Below are 20,886 nucleotides of genomic sequence, written 5' to 3' on the forward strand. Positions count from 1 at the left end.
TTCAAGTTTATTTCTCATCCTGTATTTCTTCTATACCAGGAGCATCCAGCTGATTATTTCTATACAGATATACAGTTTCTTTTACTTCATATTCGGCAAAAGCAGTCACTAATTCTGTTTTAGCTTCTTGCTGTAAACGTTGTGCATCTAACAGGTCCGATAAATTATTTAAACCGCTATTGTAATTATCACGCTGCACCTCTAGATTTTCTTCAGCATAAGCCAGATTTTCTTTGGCATACTCAATTTGTTTGTAGGCATCTAACAAATCGTACCAACTTTTTGTAATACCTACGGTAATTTGATCTTGCCCTTTTTTTAATTGATTTATAGCAATTTTTTCTTCAATTTTTCGCTGCTTTACCTGTTGCTTTTCTTTACCCCACCAAGCTGAAATAGGAATTCGAACGAGTCCAAAAGCTAAAGGTTGAATATCTGAATCTAAACCGGTACTAAAAGTTCCGTATTTACTGGCATTGACGCCTACAGAAATTTGAGGCATTTGATTGGCTTGTGCCATCTTGGTTTGTAGTTTAGAGGCTTGAATTTGCTCGTCTAATAATTGGTAATTCTTATTTTCATTAACATTTACGGTATACTCATATTTCAGTTCTGGTGGTATTACTTGGTGTAAGGTGTCTACAGCAACTTGGGTAGTATCGTAATCTAAACCGGTGTATAAAGCCAAATCAAGCAAGGCTAATTTTCGCATATTGGCTAATTTGCTTTCTTTTAGTAATACCTTACTGCGATTTACTTTTACTTGTAGTAATTGATTTTTAGCAATTAAACCGGCATCTAATAAATCTTGTTGTTGTGCTAATAATTCAGAAAGATACAATTTAGCAGCATCTACTACTTTTTGCTGTTCTTGTAATTGTACCAATTGCCAGTATTTTTTTTCGGTGGTTAGAATAACAGAGTCAACAGACTGCTCTGCCCGAATTTGATTGGCGTTTACTTGTAATTCTGCTAATTTGTTGGCGTTTCTTACTTTTCCGCCGGCAAAAACCACTTCAGATGCGGTGGCCGAAGCTAAGTATACATTATCAATCTCCGGTATTCCTAATAAAGCAATAGGATCTATAAAATTGTCGAAAGCATACACCGTTCCGCCTAAAGCTTCCACCGTAGGAAAGTAATTAGCCAAGGCTTCTTGTTTTTGTGCGTTAGCTTTTTCTATACGTAAATTTCCATTTTTAATATCGTGGCTATATTGTAAAGCTGCTTTCTTAGCTTTTTCTAGCGTGATATAATTTTCTTGCGCATTTGCTGAAATAGCTACCGTAAATAGTGCAAAAATGCCAAGCTTTTTTAAATATGCTGAAAAATTAGTGTTCATTTCTTTTCAATTTGAATATTAAGCTTCTTCGGTTTTATTTTCATCTTCTTTTTTGAAGAACATCCAATATAAAACCGGTAAAACATACAAGGTAAGTACCATAGAAATCATTAACCCGAAAGCGATAACAGTTCCTAACGGTCCCCAAAGTGTAGACCTACTAATAATCATAGGAATCACACCTACCGCTGCTGCTGAAGAGGTTAAAAAGATGGGGCGCATTCTACGTTGCGCTGCCATTATGGAAGCTTTTTTAACGCTATAATTCTCTTCGTATCGAAGTTCATCTGCAAAATCTATTAAAATAATACCGTTTCTTACTACAATTCCGCACAAAGCTAAAATCCCAAGAAACGAAGTAAAACCAAACGGGTATTGCATCAGCATTAAGCCTAAAGCGGCTCCTAAAATACTTAACGGCATCGTAATAAAACTTAGCGTTGCGTGTTTTATAGATTTAAAATGCCAGATTAAAATCAAGAAAATGACCAATACACTAATGGAAAGTGAAATGCCCATAGGAACCAAATTTTCTTGTTGCATCTCGTATTCACCACCATAATCTACTCGAATGGTATCGGGAATATTTAGTTTCTTGATTTTTGGCCTAAGTTTTTCTAATACCACATTAGCTACAGCACCTTTGGTAATATCAACCCGAACGGTTAAACAACGCATTCCGTTACGGTGGGTAATTTGTTCTTCTTCCCAACCGGGTTTTACATTGGCTACTTGCCGAAGCGGAACCATACTTTGGGTTTTTGCAGAAAGTATTGAAAGTTCTCTTAAATCGGCTACGGTTTGTGCTTTGTTATTTTCGGCTTTAATTTTTACCTGAATCGCATAATCTTCATCGTACACTTTGGTAGCATTTAAACCTTCCATATACATCGCCACCGTATTGGCAATATTTTCTTTACTTAAGCCAACTTGTGCCGCTTCATCTTTTTTAATGTCGATGTTAATGGTAGACTGTTTTTCGCCAAAATTGGTTCTCGACCAAATGGTTTCTGGGGTTTGCCGTGCTAAATTAATAATGCTATCGCCATAGGTGCGCAATTGCGCAATATCGTTTCCGAAAAGGCGAACCTCTATAGGTGCCGGTTTATTTACCATATTAAGCTGTTTCATTCGTAAATACGCATTCGGAAACATATTGGCATAATGCTTATCATAATCTTTTAATACTTCTTCGGTTGCATCTTCCGAAGCTGTGGTGATTAAAATTTGGGCATAATTTTTAGCCGGTAAATTAGGTGCGTAAACCATATGGAAACGTGGCGAACTTTCTCCAATAAAACTGGTGTAGTTCAGTACGCGTTCGTCATCTTTCAAAACTTCTTTTTCAAACTTTTTAACCACTTTGGCCGTTTCATCTAAATTGCTGCCTTTGGCTAAATACACTTCAACTGCAAATTGGTTTCGTTCAATAACCGGAAATAATTCTTGAGTTAAGCTTGAAAATAAAATGATTCCTAAAACTACAGAAGCAATTCCTACCGCTAAAGTGATTTTAGCGTGTTTCATTGCTTTTTGTATAGATGAATTGAAAAAGTTTTGTAATCGATCTAACATCGATTTTTTATCTTTTTTCTTTTCTTTTTTATCGTCATGGAGTCCTCTTTTAATAAAAATAGTATTGAAGAAAGGCACAATTAACACAGATATGGCTAAGGATAAAAACAGCGCAATCATAATAGTGAAAGGGAACGTGCTTAAAAAGTCTTTCGCCGTACCGCTTAAGAAAAAGATAAGTGGTAAAAAGGTGGCGGTAATGGCTAAGGTAGCCGTAAATACAGACGGGAATAATTGTAACGCACTGTGGTAGGCTGCTTTCCAAATCGATTCACCTTCGTCTAATTTTTCTACGTGATTATCGATAATCACAATAGGATCGTCTACCACAATTCCCAGCACAATGATAAGTGCCGCCAGGGTTACGGTATTTAATTCCATACCCAACATATACATAACTGCTAATGTTGCTGAAATGGTAATCGGGATAGTGGCAGCGGCAACCGAAGCTACACGAAACGGCAATAAAAACAGCGCTACTAAAATGACCCCTACCAAGGCGTAACCAAATTCTTTCATAAAATGGCCAATAGCGCTATGCACCACATCCGGCTGATCGGCTATTTTATGAATTTCAATATCTTTTGGGAGTTGTTGCTCGATGCTGGTTAAGCGTTCTTCAATTTGTTTTCCGAATTGTACGATGTTATTTCCTTTGGCCATTTCTAAGGTAATAATCATCGCTTTGGTTCCGTTGGAAGTGGTAAAAGCGTCCGGATCTTCATATTCTCGCTTTACTTCAGCTACATCTTTTACCCGAATTACACTTCCATCGTCTCCGGTACGTACAATTTGGTTGGCCACATCGGTTTCATCTTTAATAAATGTATCAATATGAATAGGTCGATCAAATTTTTGCTGCTCTAAAGTTCCTCCCGGATTTATCGAACCTTGATCTTGTAAACTTTGCATTAGCATTCCCGGACTAATGCCGTAGGTTGCTAATTTATTCTGATCGGCATACACAGCAATTTGCTCGGTTAATCCACCATCGTGACTTATTTTTGCCACATTTTCTAGCTGGCGAAGATTGTCTTCAATATCTTCTACGTGGCGTTGTAAATCTTTATAGGGTCGGTTTTGAGATTGCACCGCTAAAATCATAGCCGCGGTATTTCCAAACTCGCTATTCACTATAATTCCGCGAACGCCTTTGGGTAATTTTTGTTGCTGAAAAACGAGTAAACCATTTTTAAGCTTATTCCAAAACTGCTCGGTAGCATCTTCATCTACTCGGTTAGCAACTTCAACGTAAATATACATTTTCCCGTCTTGGGAATAGGAGTAAGTTTTGGTTTTATCAACTTCGTTAAAACTGAACAGGTATTCTTCAACTTTAGTTGTTAATTCTTGTTCTACTTCTTCAGAATTGGCTCCCGGATAATACCCAATTAATAATCCTTGGCGAATGGTAAAATCCGGGAATTCGTTACGTGGCATATTAAACAAACCAATAAGCCCGATAATTACCAAGAGTGCGGCAACCGCAAGCGGAAACGATTTGTTTTTCATAGCCCATTCGATAATAGAGCTGTTATCTTTTTTCATAATCTACACGAACTTTTTAGCTTATTTAGCTATTTTTATGGGAGTATTGTCGGTTAATTTATGATAGCCGGAAGTAATTACTTGATCGTTATTTTGTAATCCTGAGGTAATTGCAATACCGTTATTGTACAATTTTCCGGTAGTAACCATTTGTCGTTTTGCTTTGCCATTTTGTACGATATACACGAAATTTTCACCATTTTCGGTTACCGAAACTACTTCAACCGGTAACACAATTGACGTGTTTTTTGAGGTTTCATTTTTATCGAAATCGAGCATAGCAGCGCAAGACATACCGGGTTTTATTTTTCGGTCGGGATTATTGATAGTGATTTGTGCTATGTAAACCGGATTTTGTTGGGTAGACTGAATAGAAATTTCAGAAACTTGTCCGTGAACTATTTCATTATTTAAAGCATTGATTTTTACTTTAGCGCTATCGCCATTTTTTAGCTGATTCACTTCTTCATCCGGAATAGGAATAGCAGCTTTAACCTTGTTGATCTCTAATAACTGAAAAACCGGACGCCCGGGGCTTGCTAAATCTCCGGCTTCCATAATTTTAGCACCAATATATCCGCTGGTAGGCGCGTATAATTTACTATGCTTTACGTTTTGGTATACGGCATTTGCTGCAGCTTTTGCCTGTTGGTATTTAGAGCGCGCTTCAATCATTTTAATTTCAGCAATACTTCCTTTTAAATACACTTCATTAATACGCTCGTAATTCTCTTTCGCTAATTCCGCTTGAGCTTTTTTTGCTTGATATTCTTCTTTATAAGCGGTGGCATCAACTTCGGCTAATAATTCACCTTTCTGAACAAAATCGCCCATATCGGCTTTTAAATATTCAATAGTTCCACCTATTTGAAAGCTTACATTTATTTTTTTATTAGCTATAATTTTGCCGGTAAAACCAATATCCTGATTTTGTTGAGCTGAATTTGGGTTACCAATGGTCATTGTTTTTACCTCGATAGATTGAATAGGAGTCGATTTTTTTTCTTCTCCACAGCTTATGGCCAGAAAAATGCTAAAGACTAGCAAAGTGAGACGAATAATGCGCATAGTTTTAAGGTTTAAAAAGTATTAGTGTTGAAGTCCTTTTATAATAAGTTGATTAATCCAATCTAAACGATCGAACATATCGTTTGAATAGCGTTGATATAAGAAAATTTCTTTTTCCAGACTATCGGTAGCCGTAACAATAGCTAGGGCCAAAAAATTTAAATCAGTCTCAGGTACCGGAGTAATTTCTTCTTTCTCGATTGCCCAACGAAGACAATTCTCGATAATCGAAACTTCTTCTGCCCGAATTTCATACAATAGTTGAAATAAAAAACTGGTATTCTCTTTTAAATCGCTTAACAGGTATTTGTAGGTCTCTGATAGTTTAATGAGATGCTCAAGTTTAATCTTTCGGTATTTAGAAAGGTTTTCTTTGATAGTGAAATTGCTTGAAACCTTTTTTGAAGTTTCTAAAATTCTACTTTCATATTCGTTTTTAACAAAAGCCTCAAAAACCTCATTTTTATTTTTAAAATAGTAATATAAAGTGCTTCTGCCTTTACCGGAAGCTTTGGCAATGTGATCCATCGTTGCTTTTTTAAAACCGTAATTTTTAAATACCGTTTTAGAAGCATCAATAATCTGTTTTTTTACGAAGTCTTCTTTAGATTCCATTTTCGACAAAATATTATAATATGTCTAATTTTAGACAAAAATACGCATTTAGTCAGTTTTTGAATCTTGTTATTTTGTTAATATTTGAAGAGGAATTTGCTAAACATTTTAATGAACCTTTCAATTTAAAATAACTTTAACTCCTGAATGTGAAAGTGGATTTTATTCAATAGCTATTAATAAGTATACTTGAAATGCAGAAGTAGTTAGAACAATAAAACTGTTATAAATTGAATAAAAAGATCAAGCAGATTTCGATCTTTCGTTAGAAAATTTAACGAAAGATCGTTTGATGACTATATTTAGTGAATCGTTTTTTCTTTTGTCTTGGTATCTACCAATTGTAATAAGGTTGGCATTCTAAAATTGCCGTGCATTGTTTTAATATGATTGTAGGCTTCTTCTAAATCGATCCCGATGGCAGAAATGTAAAGCGGGCGTATGCTTTCGCCTCGTAATAATGCTTTGTAGTTCGAGGTGTTAGATTGGTATTGCGATTTTGCTACACCAATAATCGGTATTTTTTGATCAAATTTTTCGTATAAATGACCACCTAAACCGAGTTTATTTTCTTCAAGCGTGGTGTAACCATCAATGATAATCGCATCAATTTCTTCGGGATTAATTTTATTTAACAAACTTAAAATACAAGGTAATTCTCGTTTGTAAAAAGAACCGGGTTCATAATCAGCAACGCCTTCAATAATTTCGCTGTAAATACGCAAAGGCTCTCCATCTTGCCAGTCGTTAAAGCTTACGGCAATGGTTTTAGCTTTATTATTATAATAGTACGTGTCGAAAGCAAGAATCATAATTTTATTTTTTTTGTTGAATTTTTCGGTACAAACGTATCAGCTTTACTTAAGGTAAAGTTAAGTTCAGGATAGGTGAAATCTAATTGTTTATTTTCTTTTCCGCGTAGCGTATAAAATTGTTTTTGCTTAATTTCATTAGCTAGTATTAGTTGTTTCCCGTTTTCAAAATAAGGCGTGTTTTTTTTAAACTGAATAAAAGTTTTAGATGTTCTGAATGTGATGCCTAACCACCGGTTTTCTGAAAATGATTCTTTTTGTTGAGGTTTTTCGGGGAATATAATTTTATGAAAAAACCTAGAATTTGTATCTGTTGAAAATAACACCAATGAATTATGCGTTAATGGAATATCAGTTTCTTTTTCTGTTATTTTATCTTTAATCCGTAGAATTCTGGTGTTTTGAGAATTCAGTTTTTCTGGATATTCGTAACACGAAAAAAGACTGATGTAAGAGTTTGTTGCTAAATCTAAAGCTTGGTCAGAATGGTATTTCATCTTTCTATATTCAGCATCATAAATCTCGATAAGGGCATGATTAAATTTGACTTTCGAGAAGTTTTTATCTTCTAGATTTTTATCAATACCATTAATAATTTCTTGATGTAACTCAGAAAACGAGTTGGCAGAAATAGTAAATGCTGTAGTCGTTCGCACTATCGGAAATCTGTTTTCTTCGGGCTTCACCAAGTTATTTCCCCAACGGCCTTTTCCTAAGCTTTCAAATTCTGTAGCTTTGGTTAAATCGCTAAAAAGGTTTTTGGGAAACGATAGTTTACTAACATAAAAATCTTTTGGTTTCATGGTACTACAACTAAAATTTGAGATTAATAAACCGGTTTTTCGTAATCGCCAGAGTTCATACTAAAATGAATTTTACCGTATTCAACTTGTTTTTCTGACTTATTTTCTTCGAAGTAGGTGCTGCGTAAATCTTCCATTTGTTCAGCATTCATCGGTTCTAGTTTTATCAATCCTCCTTTTTCTTTAATAAAAGTTTGATTGTTTTTATAAACCGCTTCCAAATTAGAACACCGAATGACATAACCCATTCGGGTTGGTACTTGATCGACATTTAAAACCGAAGGTCGTATTTCGTGCGTATACAATCTGTTAGTAGAAAGGGGAATTAAAAACACCGAATTTGGATATAGCGTAATGCTAAATTCTTTTGCTAAACTTGCATCGATCACTGTGGGTTTTAATTTAAAATGAAGTCGTGTTAAGGCACTCGATTTTTTATAATACCAATCGAATGGATTGTTTTCTGGGTGATGCAGTTTTTCAATATTAGTATCATCATAAAACGAACAAAAAGCGATAAGTCCTTCGTTGGGCATATCTTTGGTTTTATCGGAATGTGCTTTTATCTTGGCTTTTACATCTTTTGGATTGTTTTTGTCTTTCTTTTTATTCTCATAAATCTGCGCCAAAACATGATTTAATTCGGTTTTTTGTTCAAAATCGAAACGTACCGCTTCATTTATTTTATTGACGATATGATGATCTGTTTCACTGAAATTTTCTGTAGGCCCGGTAAAATTGCTAGAACATCTTAAGAGTCTAAAATGAAGTTCTTCTTCGCTTTTAGCAAGTTGGGTTTTGGTAATTGGAGTCAGGTAAATCCCTTTTCGTAAGGCTTTTCCTTGTTTGTTAGATTCGGTTAATTGCTGAAAATTATGAGCAGTTTTAATTTTATGAAAATAGTTTTCAGTATTAAAAAACTTTCGGTAATACACGCCGGCATTATGGATGTTTAAAGGAACTTCACCCAGATGTATTCGCTTAAAAAAGGTGGAGTTTAAATTCTCGTAATTGAACGAAAATTCTTCAATAATATAAAAAGTACAGTTTTCTTTTTCAATTTCAGCAATATCACCCAACACATACATACGAATAAGATCGGAGGTATTTTTTATTTCTGAAAACTTGGTTATTACCTGTCCGCAAAAATGTGTTATTAATTCCTCAAATGCTACTGAATGTTGTTTTTCTTGAGTTAAATTGATCAAGAAGTTTTTAGCGGTTGAAATATTATTTTCTGTATTCATCATGTTGAATTTTTCGGCTTTCATTTTCAATCATCAACCCGCATCGGTTTTAATGTTAGAGAAATCTCCTTTTGCTAATTTGTCTTTTTCTATAAAGAGCATTAAATAGCCACCATCGTGCCAATTCCATTCAAGAGAACGTATGGAAAGTAATGTGAGTAACGAAACCCATTCTTTTCCTTTTCTGGGGTCGTAAGCCAATGAATTATAATAGGGATAGCCTAATAAGTAATTGTAGCCGCCTTTGCGAATTAGGCTAGGTACTTTATCGCACACGTAAGACAATTGCCTTTTGTTGAGTTCTTTTTCTTTAAACAATTCCGGTCTGTGGGGTATGTCAATGCTTTGTTCAAATTGTATGGGAAAGCCAAAAATTCTAAGAGAGGGGGTAATATTAGTATTTATATAGGTTTGTAATTCTTCATCTTCTTTAAAATAAAAGACTTTTGCATACTCATCTGCTCCCCAAAAAATATTTTGATCTTCATCATCTGCCACAAATATGCTTAGCATTCCAGTTTTGGGTAGTGGAGAAGGAAATGTAATTTCACTTAAATTGAATTGTGCTATAAATCTGTAGTCTCCAAACTCGTGTCTTGGCCATTCAAAATTTGTAGGAACTTCAGGATCACCACCTAATTTACTAACACCAAAATTTTCTCCTTGCTCATTTTTTCTAGTAATGGTAATAGAAGAAATAGCTAAAGATTTTAGATATGCTTCTTTTTTAGCTAAATTATATTTAGCTTCTTTCATGATCTTTTCTAGTTTCGGGAGGTCCATCATAGGTGTCTTATTTTATAGACAAAGATGCAGGCTTATCTTCGAAATTAGGTAACCGTTTTCAGGGATATTATTTAAACAGAAGATTTACTATTTTTAGAAATGGCTGAATTCCGTGAGCTGTTTTCGTGTTCTCAGAAATACTTTTGTATCAAATAAAAAGAACTTATGAGCAATACAGAAAATACAGGAGGAAAATCTCCAAAAGAAATGGAAGAAATTAAAGGAGCAGTTAACGACACGTCTGCTAAAATTTATCCTATTATTAAGCCAGCAGATTGGGTAGGTATAAGAGCAGGCGCTTTAAAAACGAATATGATAGGTTCCCCGGCAGAAAATAACCTAAAGCTAGTAGTGGCTTATGGTAAAGATACGCCTGATAATTTAGTGTTCTTAACACAAAATGATTTGCCTAAGTATGAGGGTCGAAATATTATAGAAGAAGCGCTTCAAAATATAGACGAGTATCCTACCGAGTTTGAATATTTTGAAGCTTTTGAAAATAGAGCATTAAGCGCTAGCGGACCAGATTTTGCGAGTGAGCGTATTCTTTCTCAAAGCCATATGCTTAAAGCACACGAAATGTTAGAAGCTGAAGAATTAATAGTATCAATACCTAGAAGATCGTGTATGATGGTTATTGCAAGAGATGCTTCAGAAGATTTATTAAATAAGTTTGCGTATCTACACGACTACACTTGGAATGACGATAGCTACGGTAACGCACCTATCTCCAATCTTTTATTTATTGTGAAGGAAGGATCTATAGTAGCCCATATAAATTTAGAAGACTAAATCTGTTTTTAGTAGTTCTCTAATTGCTATAGCTTTGTTTACAAACTCAAAGCTATAGCAATTTTTGCATAGAAAAGATAGGTTTCTTTAAAAACGGCTAGTTAATTTGAAGCTAACTCATACTATTTAAAAACAATTATTTATGAAAAAAGTGTGTCTTTATGAGTTTGAAGATCCAGCTATCAAAATCTCTATGCACGTCTATTTTAATGCCGATAATCAATTACTATTTGATGGTTACGATATTGGCAAACGTGTAAAAGAAGGTTTGGGCGATTCAGATTATGAATATCAGTACATAATAGCTTGGGAAGAAGCTAAAAAACTGGCCCACTTATTTAATTGTAAAGAAAATGACAAAGCTGCTATTTTAGAAGGCCTAAAAAAACGTTTTAACACTAACGATGCCTATTCAAAATTTGGAGATTATATGATAGAAAACAATGTTGTCTTTGAGCAATTTGTGTGGCATTAATCAAGTTTGCATTTAGCTCAATAAAATTTATAATAGATATTGTAAAACATAGTAAGAGTTGTAATTTTCAATAAAAACATTATTAAAATTTTTGACTGGAAATTGAAAAATGATCTTAGGCTTACTTGAAATTTAAAAGATTTTCTCATGAGGATGTCAAAATTTGATTGCTTATCATCCTGCTATTAATTAATAGTCTTAAAGACTTCAAATCAGCTGTTTTTAGATCTTGGACCTGAGTTGAAGAATTTTGATCAAAAAATTTCGATATCTATCACTCATTAAGAAATCAGCCCCATTCCCCTTAAATCCCAAGATTCTCAAAATTTAGATAATAATATTATTTTAAGGCATCATCAAAATTAGGTTGAAACATCACATATTAATTACAACATTAGCAAAATAAGATCGAATATTAAATAATAGTTAAATCGAAATAACAATGTAAGCTCTTACGTATATTTTAGACTACTTTTGCGTAAGCACTTACGAATTATTTATTTAAAGTAAATTTTACCCAGAAATTTGACAGACAATTTTTAAACAGATGAGTTATGATCTTAGAAAGAAAAAACAACTTAGCACTAGATATTAAAGAACTCAATGCAATGGATTTAAACAACATTGCATCTATGTTTCTACCTAAAACATCTCATATTGCTCAAAATAATGAACAAACAGATCCATACGTAGGTAAATTATTAACCTTTTTAAGCGCAGAGCTTAACCTAGAGCAGAAAAAAACACAAAATTATCATTTGCTTTGGTCTCGTAAAGAAGAAACCATTGGCTTTGTAAGTGTAACAAATATTACCCAAGGTAGAGAAGCTAAGATTAAATTTACTTTGTTTGAACATGTTAACCTGAGTAAAGAGGAAAGTGAAAATAGTATAATATCTTCTGTAGAAAGAATATTCGAGAAGTTCAATTTACAGCGTTTAATTGTAACTATTGATACTGAAAATGAAAATCAACCTGAGAAAGATTTACTGAGTCTCTACAAATATTATCCTATTGGTCTTTTACATCTTGAAGGATCTAAAAAGGATTTTGTAATTCTTAAGGATGATAAAAACAGTTCGACAAGACCATTTTATTTTTTATAGAATTAAATAAATTTTAATGGGACTATCTATTTTCTTTAATAAACCTGTGTAAGTGCTTACTTTTACTGCTAGTTTTTAATTTAACTATATGGATGACGATTTTTTAGTGGAAATGGGTTATGCAGGTTTAACTGGCAGATTGAAACGACTTAGCGATTCCTTTTTATATTCAACACGCCAGTTTTATCGTGATAATGGTCTTGAAATTGAACCAAATTGGCATATGATTTTTCTTCTGTTAGAAAAACATGAGCGATTAACCGTTATGGAAATCGCCGAAAAATTACATCTCTCCCACCCTGCAATTGTGCAGCTGGTTGATAAAATGAAGAAAAAAGGATATATCAATTCAGTTAAAGATCCCAAAGATAAAAGGAAACACTTACTTAGGCTTTCAAAAAAGGCGCAACTTAAATTGCCCGAAATGCAGCGACATTGGGATGCTGGTGATAAAGCTGTAAAAGAAATAATGAATCATAGCAAAGCGATTTTCGATCACTTAGCCATTCTTGAAAAAAATATAGAGCAAGCTGATTTTAATGAGCGTTCAAAAAAGTACCTCAACAAAACTGAGTAAGCTTTTACTCTTTTAAATTTTCTAAGCAAGATTGTCTATTTTCGTCTCAGAAAATATTTCTTATGCACCGATATTTTAAAATCTACAAACCTTACGGCTATCTCAGTCAGTTTATCACCAACGAAAAACCTAGAAAAAAGAAAAAGTTGCTGGGTGAACTTGGAGATTTCCCGGAAGAAACGATGGCAGTTGGAAGATTAGATCAGGATTCTGAAGGTTTGTTGTTTCTTACTACCGATGGTAAAGAAAGTGCTAGAATTACAGGTGGTGGTGTAGAAAAAGAATACTATGTACAGGTTGATGGTGATATTACTGAAAAAGCGGTTGAATTATTACAGCATGGTGTAGAAATAAGTATAAACGGTACAAAGTATGAGACGCTCCCTTGTAAAGCTTTCAAATTAGAAAAGCGTCCTGTTTTTCCTGAGCGTGCGAAGAAAATTAGAGATGAAAGACACGGTCCAACAAGTTGGGTTTCGATAACCCTAAAAGAAGGTAAATTCCGGCAGGTAAAAAAAATGACTGCTGTAGTTGGCTTTCCTACACTCCGTTTAGTTCGAGTTCGCATAGGTAACGAAAAACTAAACCAAATGGATAGTGGTGAAGTTATTGAACTTTCTAAATTTAATTGTTGAAAATAATATCAACTAAAAATTGTACTGGTGTAACGGATTGTAATTAAAAACTTTTCCAAAAAAACGGAAGGTTTCCTGAGCCTTTGCCGTAGCTATTTGAATTTCTTCTTCTGTAAATTCTTTCGAGTTGACTTCTTTCATAAATTGTTTCCAGCCTTCCACATTTTTTCTTTCTCCATTAAAAAAATGATGCTGAGAAATATCTTTTAAATGCTCGCAATGCTGAAGTTCTTTTGCAATAAGCATACCGCCCATTGCAGAACCTTCTAAAACATAAGAAGCTCCCAGAGCTTCAATCTTATCCCTACAATAAAAATCGTTTTTAAAATAGCTCAAAGCAGTTTCAAACTCTACACCAAGCATCTTTAAATCTATGGCCAATCGCTCACTTTTATCAGTAGAAAAATTAGAGTAAAACTGTTTTATTTCATCTTCAACAATACGATATGCTAAGAAATTTTGAAGCAGTAGCGTCCTATATTCTTCTAGGGTAATGGCATGATCCATAATTAGACTCGCAGCGTTATCGCTTTCAATCTCTTTATGTAAATCTGATGTTTCTTTTCTAAGCGTTTCTAACATCATTATCTAAAGTGATATTATCTATATTTTCTCTAATCTTACTAATATTAAGACGTTGCTCGTCATTTTCAGCATTAATCTCATCTAAGTATTGATAGATTTGATTTACTGCTATTTTATTTCTTCTAATTTTTTCTCGTAACTCTTCCTGCTCCAGCATATTGAAGACTACTTTTTTAAGCAGTGGTTTCAATTTTTCACTTAAGTTCTTCATATTTTTCTTTAATATGAAGCCTGAAGCTCCAGCGAGAATAGTATTTGCGGCAAGCTCATCATCGTCGATAGTTCCTGTCACAAATATAAAAGGAAGGCTATCATCAAAATTCTTAGTTAACTTGAGGATATCTAGCCCGGTACAAGTAGGTAGATTATAATCTGATAGTATTACATCTGGAACAAAATTATGAAGCTTATTCTTACAATCTTCTACATTATCTACTACCTCAATTTCAGGATTCTCAACAATTTTATTAATCTGCATGGTAATTAACTCTGCATCAACCTCATAATCCTCTACTAATAAAATTTTTAGCGCCGTTGTAATCATCTAATAAATTTGGTTTATTTACGTGGGAAAAATACAAAATAGATTTCAATAAATTCTATTCTTCAAAATCTGGCAAAATAAAATAAAAAACTGATCCTTTGCCAGGTTCGGTTTCTACCCATAATTGCCCATTATGCTTGTCTACTACTTTTTTTGCAATAGAAAGACCAATTCCCGTTCCCAGGTAGTCTTTGGAAGCAACTCTGGAGAATAATTTGAAAATCTTCTCTTTATATTTAGGATCAAAACCTACACCATTATCTTTAATAAAGTAAACATTTTCCTCTTTCTTCTTAAAAAATCCTATCTCTATTTCAGGAAGCTTTTCTTTACTACTGTATTTTAAAGCATTGCTTATTAAATTATTGATCAGTTGGGAAATCATGCGGCGATCACCAACAGCTTTGGGTAAATTTTCATCAATTTTAATGATCGTACTAGGATAATTATTTTCAGCGTTTTGTGCTTCAATCGCGTTAGTAACAATTTGCTTTATCGATAACAATTGCTTAGATAATTTTGTTTGCCCTACTTTGGAATATGACAAAATATCATCGATCATTGTATCCATTTCTCCAGCCGATTTTACGATAGTTTTTACCGCCTTTTGGCTATAGTCATCCAAGCGATCCCAATAATGATCTTGTAATATCCTAGCATAACCGTCTATCCCCCTTAGAGGTGCTCTTAAATCGTGAGAGACACTATAACTAAACGTTTCCAGTTCTTTATTTGCTTCTACTAGCCTACTATTAAGTGAATAAATTTCGTCCTTTTGCTTTTTAACTAAAATATGGATTATACTTTCGCGTAAACTACTTACAGCCTCAAGATCATAATCTGCCCATGGCTTGGCTATTCCAGAAACTTTTTCTGCCCAACGCTCAAAAGACTTGCGCGGGGTAAGATATTCGATTCCGTTTTTTATGAATCCTTTTTTTTGTGGGTTTCCGCCCCAGCTTACCGTTTCTTTAGCCTCTGGTCTAAACCAAATTATATAATCACCTTCCTCATTACCAAATCGCGCACTAAGAATTCCTGAGGCTTTCGCTTTAAATTTACTCGCTTCAGGATATAAATTAGACAAGGACTTAGAGGAAAAGTAAGTTCCTTTATTAACTAAAAAATGATCGCATAATTTTGCAATTTCTTTTTTCTCTGGGGTTTCACCACAAGTATATATTTCTCCGTCTTTAACAATTGCACCGCCACCGCAATCTAATATATCAACAAAAGTTGGATCAAAATTGCAAAGTGCATGTACTATATTATTAATCGACGTCATTTGCAAAACTAACTTTTTACGGATCTCATCTGATGCTGAAGTTTTGGCTAAGAATAAGTTAGTGGTTTTTAAAGCAAGTTTGTTCGAAAAAACCTGAGTTAAAAATAAACAAGATTGTCTTTGATGGTAATTTATAAATTTTGGTGTAGAATGGTGACATGCCACCAATCCCCACAATTCTCTATTCAAAATAATGGCAGCAGTTAAAGAAGCACCCACTCTCATATTTTGAAGGTATTCTATATGAATTGGAGAAACCGCTCGTAATTCTGAACTAGATATATCTGAAGCTTGTCCCGTAATCGGAGAAATTTCAGGAATTATTGGTGAGGCTTTATAATTTACATCACTTATTATACGAACACCCTGCTTCATGAAAATATCACGAGCAGGTTTAGGAATATCGGTTGCAGGATAATGTAGACCCAGCCAACTTTCTAATTGCGGCTCCTTAACCTCAGCTACGACTTCTCCATTCCAATCTTCGTCAAATTTATAAATCATAACTCGATCATAATCGAAAAGATGCTTAACAAGCATAGCAGCTTGTTGGCACATATCGTTTACAGAATCGCTATCATTTAGCTCTGCTAAAATTTTAGTTAGTTGTTCTTGAAAACCAACTGGATCTAACGATTTTCCCGAGGGTTCTATATCCAGGATCAAAAAATCTTTTGATATAGACGGAATACATAAAAATTTTTGATCGCCTAATTTAAACTTCCTTGGAAGTAGGCTTTCATTATTTTTTAATTTTCTTTTAAAAGATTTAGCTACTTTTTTGGGTAAAACCTCTATTAAAGGCGCTCCTAAAATTGTTGCAAGATCGATTCCAAGAATACTTTTTGCATTTTCACTGCATTGAGAAACACTTAAGGTATTAACATCACAAATCATGATAACCCCATGTTCCTGTGCTTTCCCTATAATATGTATAGGTTCCCTATCGCAATTAGTAAGAGTTATTTCCTGCTCGCTATATGCGCCTTTCGCCATCTATTTTGCTTTAATTTTAAAATAAAAAGTACTCCCCACTCCTGGTTGGCTATCCACCCAGATTGTTCCTCCGTGAAGTATTACTATTTTATGAACATGTGCAAGTCCCACACCAGTACCTTCGTATTTCTCTTCTGTAGGAACTCTGTTAAATATGGTAAATATATTTTTCTGATCTTCTTCTGAAATTCCAATACCATTATCCATTACAGAAAATACCCAATATTCATCTTCCTGATAAGACGAAATTCGAACTTCTGGAGTTTTATCTTTAGCACAATATTTTAAAGCGTTACTCAACAGATTTTGGAAAAGTAATCGCATTTCTACCTCATACACCTTCAATTTTGGTAAACTACCAATATGAACTTTTGCGTTAGTATCTTTTATTCTTTTGGTTAAATCATACTTCACAACTTCGGCAAGTTCTCTGGTATCAACCATTTTTTTCTTGGTATTTCTACCAATTCTAGAATGTTCTAGTAAGGCTTTTATCTGCGCTGATAATCGATCGGAAGCCTCGTCTATATACTTTATGTAGTCTTTACCTTTTTGATCTAACTTATCGGAATAGATTTTACCAAGAATATCACTTCCAAATTTAATTGTACTCAAAGGCTCCTGAAGGTCGTGGGAACAAATAGAAACGAACTGCTCTAGATCGTGATTGGCTCTTTGAAGATCTTTCTTTTGTTGCTCTAGTTCATCCTGCACTGTTTTCAATTCAGAAATATCTACACATGTAAAGCGATTAGTGATACCATTACCGTTTTCATCCAGTTCTACAGTAGAATTCATGATTACAGGAACAACACGACCATTTTTAGTGACCATCTCCTGCTCTACATTTTTAAGTTCTCCTTTTTCCTGAAATAACTTATTAAGGCGTAATGCACGTAGTTTAGATTCGTCTTCATAAAGCTCGAAGATTGGCTTACCGATAATATCCTCTTTAGAATCATATTCTAGCTTTTCAACTGCTTCTTGATTACATTGAACAATTTCTGAAGTTTTTGGATCTACACTAAAGTGTAATACAGGATCTTCCTCGTAAAACGATTTGAATCGTCGTTCACTAGCAAGTAGTTTATTTTTAGCTTTTTGAAGTGATTCTATATCTACAAAAGTAATTACAATCCCTTCCGTATTATCTTCACCATTTCTAAATGGAGAAATTCGCTGTAGGTAATTTCTTCCTTCTTTAGAAAGAATATTACGCTCTAATGTTTTATTGGTTTCCATTACCTTATGGCAACGATCTACAAGGCCTTTCCCTCTATTAACACCAAAGTTGGTTGTAAAGTTGTCGATAGGCCGTCCTACATCAGCGTTTATAAGACTAAAATGTTTTTTTATTGCCGGAGTAAACTTTCTAATTCGTAAATCGCTATCTAAGAAAATAGTACCAATATTCGTACTTTCCAGAAGGTTGTTCATATCAGCATTAAGCTGAGCTAAATCATCCATTTTCTGAATATTTTCAGCATTAACGGTATTAATCTCTTCGTTAACACTTTGTAGCTCTTCATTGGTACTCTGTAATTCTTCATTAGAGGCTAATAACTCTTCATTGGCAGCTTGCAGTTCTTCGTTACTGGTCTCTATCTCTTCTAAAGAAGTTTGGAGTTCCTCTTTTGTTCTTCTTAGTTCCTCTTCAAGTTCAACAATATATTCCTGAGTTCTACCACTAATAGTAATTTGTTCAACCTCAATGGTATCTTCCTCTTTTACTTCTTTTTCAATAAAAGTAAGTACAAAGTTATTTTCGTTATCAAGATTCTTAGGCTTAAATGGCTTAACTACGATATCCATTTTTATAAGCCTATCTTCTCCTTCTTTAACGATAGCATCGTGATATACAACTCTTTTATTTTCTTTCGCTGCTTTTTTTGTAGTAGACTGTACCACATGCTTAAGGTCTTTATTAAGCATCTCGATCAGGTTTGTAGTAAAACCTGAAATTGGTAAGTTAGCGTACTTTCTAAATTCACCAACAGCTTCCATTATATTAAATTCAGAGTCTACGTATACACTCGCAGCTCCAAATTGTTCCATAATAGCATCATTAAGTTCTTTTACAAACTTCTGTTTATTATTATTATAGTTACGATTATCTCTACTTTTAGGTGCTCTTTTAGATTCCTCCCGCTCTGAGTAATCTCTTCCGGTAGTCGATTTCAGACTTCGAGTTCTAATTCTGGATCTAGGATGTACATTCCTAAAAATTTTCCACTTTCTGCTAATATCTTCAAAGGACTCTCTGTGAGAAGTCACAGTTTCGCTGGTACCTAAAACTAAAAACCCATATTCTTTAAGCGAATAATGTAACACATCCATTGTTTTCTTTTGAATAGATGCCTGGAAATATATCAATAGATTACGGCAAAATACCGCATCCATATTACTAAAAGGTGGATTCTTTATAATATTGTGTTTAGAAAAAATCACCATACGGCGAATTTTCTCTACGATTTGGTAGCCTTCCGATTTTTTTACGAAAAACTTTTTTAGAAATTTATCCTCAACATTTGCAACAACACTTTCAGAATAAATCCCAGCACTACCAATATCAAGATGTTCCTGAGAAATATCTGTTGCAAAAATTTTAACTTCCAACACTTTATCCTGGCGCTGCATTTCTTCATGAATAAGCATTGCTAAGGAATATGCTTCTTCTCCCGTACTACATGCAACATCCCATATTTTAAGGATATCATTATTTGATTTACTTTCAACAAGTTCTGGAATAATATCATCTGCAACAATTTCCCAAACCCGTTCGTCCCTAAAAAAGTTGGTGACACCTATTAAGAATTCACGATAAAGCATAGGTATCTCTTCATCGTTATTTAATAGCGTGTCATAATACTCTTCTAAACTACTGCAACTGCAAACATTTACACGTCTAGCCACCCTTCTTGCTAATGTAGAATACTTATATTCTCTAAAATCAAGTCCTGTTTTTTCATCAATCAAACTCAATATTTTAGAAAGCGTTTTCTGATCAAATTCTACATCATGATTTTCAATATCAAAAATTAAAGGAGCATTTATAAATTTTCTAAGCTCTTCCCCCATTTCTTCTGCAGGTAGAATGTAATCTACTAATCCAGTTTGGATGGCGCTTTTAGGCATTCCATCAAATTTGGATTGATTGGGATCTTGCACCATCACCATCCCATCATTACCTTTAATCGCTCTAATACCTCTGGTTCCGTCACTGCCTGTACCGCTAAGAATAATCGCTACCGCTTTGTTCTTTTTATAGCGTGAAAGCGATTCCATAAACATATCTATGGGTAAATTAAGATGAGCTCTTTCTGGTTTTTTCACCAATTTAAGTTTCCCGTCTTCTATCAAAAGATTAGATTTTGGCGGAATAAGATAAATAGTTTTATCCTCTATGGTGATACCGTCCTGAATCTGTTTTATAGGCAGATTTGTAAATTTTTCAAGCAATTCTCCCATCATACTCTTATGATCGGGTGATAGATGCTGAATTACAATATAGGTGTTATTGTCCTCTTCCGGTAAGCCACCGAAAAAAGCTTTTAAAGCTTCTAGTCCCCCAGCACTTGCTCCAACAGCAATAATCCTGGATTCTACATCTTTACTATTAATCTGCTTTACTTTTTGCGTCGTTAGTTTGTTATTTCTAGTCATTAAAATTTATGAGCAGTAGTTTACACGTGTAAATGTCAAATATATCGGATTAATTGCATTTGTAATAATACAAAAGAGTTTAAAATGCACGGTATTCACAAGATTTTAGCTCAAAAATCACAATTCGAGACTAAAGTTTCTGCCAGCTTATCAGTTGCATTTGTCAGTTCGGCAGCTATAAGAAATAATTATTAACCATAGAAAATTTCAATACATACATAGCGAGCTCATTTCAATCAATAAATTTTATGATATTTTAACAATATTAAAATCTATATATTTGTGGCTAAGTACTCTCCAAACACCTTCCAGCGACCTTTATATATCGCTTTAAATAATATAAAGTTCAGAATACATTCTTTAAATCTTTGCATTTCTTTAACTCGAGTTGAGATTTTGTTAAAACAATTTCATCCTATATTAAGCCCTCTT

At 33.9% G+C, this 20,886-nt stretch carries 17 protein-coding genes; 5 read left to right on the plus strand and 12 right to left on the minus strand.

Translation table 11 applies throughout. The features are described 5' to 3' along the window. Window positions 1-7: 7 nt before the first annotated feature. From PBT89_RS10500 to PBT89_RS10535, 8 genes are all read right to left on the minus strand, one after another. Window positions 8-1,342 carry a TolC family protein gene (locus PBT89_RS10500; protein WP_270061863.1) on the minus strand — a complete coding sequence of 445 codons (1,335 nt, stop codon included), beginning with the start codon at window positions 1,340-1,342 and terminating at the stop codon, window positions 8-10. A gap of 18 nt (window positions 1,343-1,360) precedes the next feature. Next, complete coding sequence (locus PBT89_RS10505) at window positions 1,361-4,465, minus strand: efflux RND transporter permease subunit (protein ID WP_270061864.1); 3,105 nt, start codon at window positions 4,463-4,465, stop codon at window positions 1,361-1,363. A gap of 21 nt (window positions 4,466-4,486) precedes the next feature. Continuing rightward, window positions 4,487-5,533, minus strand: a complete 1,047-nt coding sequence (locus PBT89_RS10510) for an efflux RND transporter periplasmic adaptor subunit (RefSeq protein ID WP_270061865.1) — start codon at window positions 5,531-5,533, stop codon at window positions 4,487-4,489. A 21-nt stretch (window positions 5,534-5,554) separates the two neighbouring features. Continuing rightward, the gene (locus tag PBT89_RS10515) at window positions 5,555-6,148 is read right to left on the minus strand and encodes a TetR/AcrR family transcriptional regulator (protein ID WP_270061866.1); all 594 of its coding nucleotides are present in this window, start codon (window positions 6,146-6,148) and stop codon (window positions 5,555-5,557) included. Between the two features lie 302 nt (window positions 6,149-6,450). Next, window positions 6,451-6,960 carry an endonuclease V gene (locus tag PBT89_RS10520; RefSeq protein WP_270061867.1) on the minus strand — a complete coding sequence of 170 codons (510 nt, stop codon included), beginning with the start codon at window positions 6,958-6,960 and terminating at the stop codon, window positions 6,451-6,453. Further along, entirely contained in the window at window positions 6,957-7,763 is an 807-nt protein-coding gene (locus PBT89_RS10525; protein ID WP_270061868.1) for an alpha-ketoglutarate-dependent dioxygenase AlkB, read from the minus strand. Before PBT89_RS10525 ends, PBT89_RS10520 begins: the two co-directional genes overlap by 4 nt. Before the next feature lie 23 nt (window positions 7,764-7,786). Then, the gene (locus PBT89_RS10530; RefSeq protein WP_270061869.1) at window positions 7,787-9,013 is read right to left on the minus strand and encodes a hypothetical protein; all 1,227 of its coding nucleotides are present in this window, start codon (window positions 9,011-9,013) and stop codon (window positions 7,787-7,789) included. Window positions 9,014-9,043: 30 nt separating this feature from the next. Then, the gene (locus PBT89_RS10535; RefSeq protein WP_270061870.1) at window positions 9,044-9,796 is read right to left on the minus strand and encodes a YwqG family protein; all 753 of its coding nucleotides are present in this window, start codon (window positions 9,794-9,796) and stop codon (window positions 9,044-9,046) included. Window positions 9,797-9,961: 165 nt separating this feature from the next. Here PBT89_RS10535 and PBT89_RS10540 point away from each other — a divergent pair, with 165 nt between their 5' ends. From PBT89_RS10540 to PBT89_RS10560, 5 genes are all read left to right on the plus strand, one after another. Next, entirely contained in the window at window positions 9,962-10,588 is a 627-nt protein-coding gene (locus PBT89_RS10540; protein WP_270061871.1) for a hypothetical protein, read from the plus strand. Window positions 10,589-10,730: 142 nt separating this feature from the next. Then, window positions 10,731-11,063, plus strand: coding sequence for a hypothetical protein (locus PBT89_RS10545; RefSeq protein WP_270061872.1), 333 nt, complete (start codon window positions 10,731-10,733; stop codon window positions 11,061-11,063). A 554-nt stretch (window positions 11,064-11,617) separates the two neighbouring features. Continuing rightward, window positions 11,618-12,169: a hypothetical protein gene (locus PBT89_RS10550; RefSeq protein WP_270061873.1), complete on the plus strand. Its 552-nt coding sequence runs from the start codon at window positions 11,618-11,620 to the stop codon at window positions 12,167-12,169. A gap of 88 nt (window positions 12,170-12,257) precedes the next feature. Beyond that, the gene (locus tag PBT89_RS10555) at window positions 12,258-12,746 is read left to right on the plus strand and encodes a MarR family winged helix-turn-helix transcriptional regulator (protein WP_270061874.1); all 489 of its coding nucleotides are present in this window, start codon (window positions 12,258-12,260) and stop codon (window positions 12,744-12,746) included. Between the two features lie 62 nt (window positions 12,747-12,808). Next, a complete protein-coding gene (locus tag PBT89_RS10560; protein ID WP_270061875.1) occupies window positions 12,809-13,381 on the plus strand; it encodes a pseudouridine synthase in 573 nt (190 codons plus the stop codon). A gap of 12 nt (window positions 13,382-13,393) precedes the next feature. Here PBT89_RS10560 and PBT89_RS10565 read toward each other — a convergent pair whose 3' ends face one another. From PBT89_RS10565 to PBT89_RS10580, 4 genes are read right to left on the minus strand one after another with little or no spacing between them, the layout of a single operon-like run. Continuing rightward, a complete protein-coding gene (locus PBT89_RS10565; protein ID WP_270061876.1) occupies window positions 13,394-13,966 on the minus strand; it encodes a biliverdin-producing heme oxygenase in 573 nt (190 codons plus the stop codon). After that, window positions 13,947-14,510: a response regulator gene (locus PBT89_RS10570; protein ID WP_270061016.1), complete on the minus strand. Its 564-nt coding sequence runs from the start codon at window positions 14,508-14,510 to the stop codon at window positions 13,947-13,949. The genes PBT89_RS10565 and PBT89_RS10570 overlap by 20 nt, the downstream gene beginning before the upstream one ends. 55 nt (window positions 14,511-14,565) lie before the next feature. Beyond that, on the minus strand, window positions 14,566-16,791 hold the full coding sequence (locus PBT89_RS10575) for an ATP-binding protein (protein ID WP_270061877.1): 2,226 nt from the start codon (window positions 16,789-16,791) through the stop codon (window positions 14,566-14,568). Next, a complete protein-coding gene (locus tag PBT89_RS10580; RefSeq protein WP_270061878.1) occupies window positions 16,792-20,454 on the minus strand; it encodes a CheR family methyltransferase in 3,663 nt (1,220 codons plus the stop codon). Window positions 20,455-20,886: the final 432 nt, after the last annotated feature.

This window comes from Zunongwangia sp. HRR-M8 (assembly GCF_027594405.1).
Lineage (GTDB): Bacteria > Bacteroidota > Bacteroidia > Flavobacteriales > Flavobacteriaceae > Zunongwangia.